This is a genomic window from Streptomyces sp. NPDC021080, from assembly GCF_044333225.1.
Classification (GTDB): Bacteria; Actinomycetota; Actinomycetes; order Streptomycetales; family Streptomycetaceae; genus Streptomyces.
This window is the reverse complement of sequence record NZ_JBIRQM010000019.1, coordinates 186,474-187,698: the sequence shown is the minus strand read 5'-3', so window position 1 is coordinate 187,698 and position 1,225 is coordinate 186,474. Positions and strand designations below refer to the sequence as shown.

Here is a 1,225-nt window from a genome sequence, read left to right as displayed (position 1 = left end):
GGTTGATAGGCCAGATCTGGAAGCCCGGTAACGGGTGGAGGTGACTGGTACTAATAGGCCGAGGGCTTGTCCTCAGTTGCTCGCGTCCACTGTGTAGTTCCCAGACAACGAACGGTTGTGCTGGCTGAACAGTTCCACTTACTTAATTGAAAAGTGTGCTTGTTCGCTGCCCGTTCGAGGCCTCGTTTCATCACGAGGTGTCTGACAGGGTTTCGGTGGTCATAGCGCGAGGGAAACGCCCGGTTACATTCCGAACCCGGAAGCTAAGCCTCGCAGCGCCGATGGTACTGCAGGGGGGACCCTGTGGGAGAGTAGGACGCCGCCGAACAATCTTTGGAGGACCCTTGGCCCCAGCGACTCGCTGGGGCCAAGGGTCCTTTTTTGTTTTTTCCGAAGCGCGCCGGATACCCGGCTGCGCGAGAATGACTTGCGGTACCGAAGACAGGAGTCACCCATGTCCACCAACTCTCCCGACGAGCGACCGGAGCGCGACCAGCGCCGTCGTGACAGTGGTGACCGCGGTGACTACCGCGGCGGCCCGCGCCGAGACAACGACCGTGGTGGCTCCGGCCGGCGCGACGACCGTAGGGACGGCGACCGCGGTGGTGACCGCGGTGGTGACCGTCAGGGTGGCGGTGACCGTGGCGGCTTCCGTCGCGACGACAGCCGCGGTGGCAGCAGCGGCAGCGGTGGCAGCAGCGGCAGCGGTGGCTACCGCGGCCGTGACGATCGCCGTGAGGGCGACCGGGGCGGTCGGCCGCCGTTCCGCCGTGACGACCGTCCGAGCGGCCCGCGCCGCGACGACCGCGGTGGCAGCGGTGGCAGTGGCGGCGGATTCCGCCGTGACGGTGACCGTCCCGCCTTCAACCGCGACGACCGGCCCAGCAGCCCGCGCCGTGACGACGACCGCGGTGGGTACCGTCGTGACGACCGTCAGGGTGGCAGTGGTGGCGGTTTCCGCCGTGACGACAACCGTGGTGGCAGCAGTGGTGGCGGTTTCCGTCGCGACGACAACCGTGGTGGTGGCAGCGGCGGTGGGTACCGTCGTGACGACCGTCAGGGTGGCAGTGGTGGCGGCTTCCGTCGCGACGACAACCGCGGTGGCAGCGGCGGTGGCGGTTTCCGTCGCGACGACAACCGTGGTGGTGGCAGTGGCGGTGGCTTCCGTCGCGACGACAACCGTGGTGGCAGCAGCGGCGGCTTCCGTCGTGACGAGCGGCCGAGC

The 1,225-nt window shown here is 67.8% G+C and carries 1 protein-coding gene and 1 rRNA gene; both read left to right on the top strand.

The window, feature by feature from the left end:
• Positions 1–211 precede the first annotated feature (211 nt).
• A 5S ribosomal RNA gene (gene rrf / locus ACH4S8_RS37140) occupies positions 212–328 on the top strand.
• A 175-nt stretch (positions 329–503) separates the two neighbouring features.
• Positions 504–1,225: hypothetical protein (locus ACH4S8_RS37135; RefSeq protein ID WP_398402218.1), on the top strand; the 722-nt coding region annotated here is incomplete at its 3' end.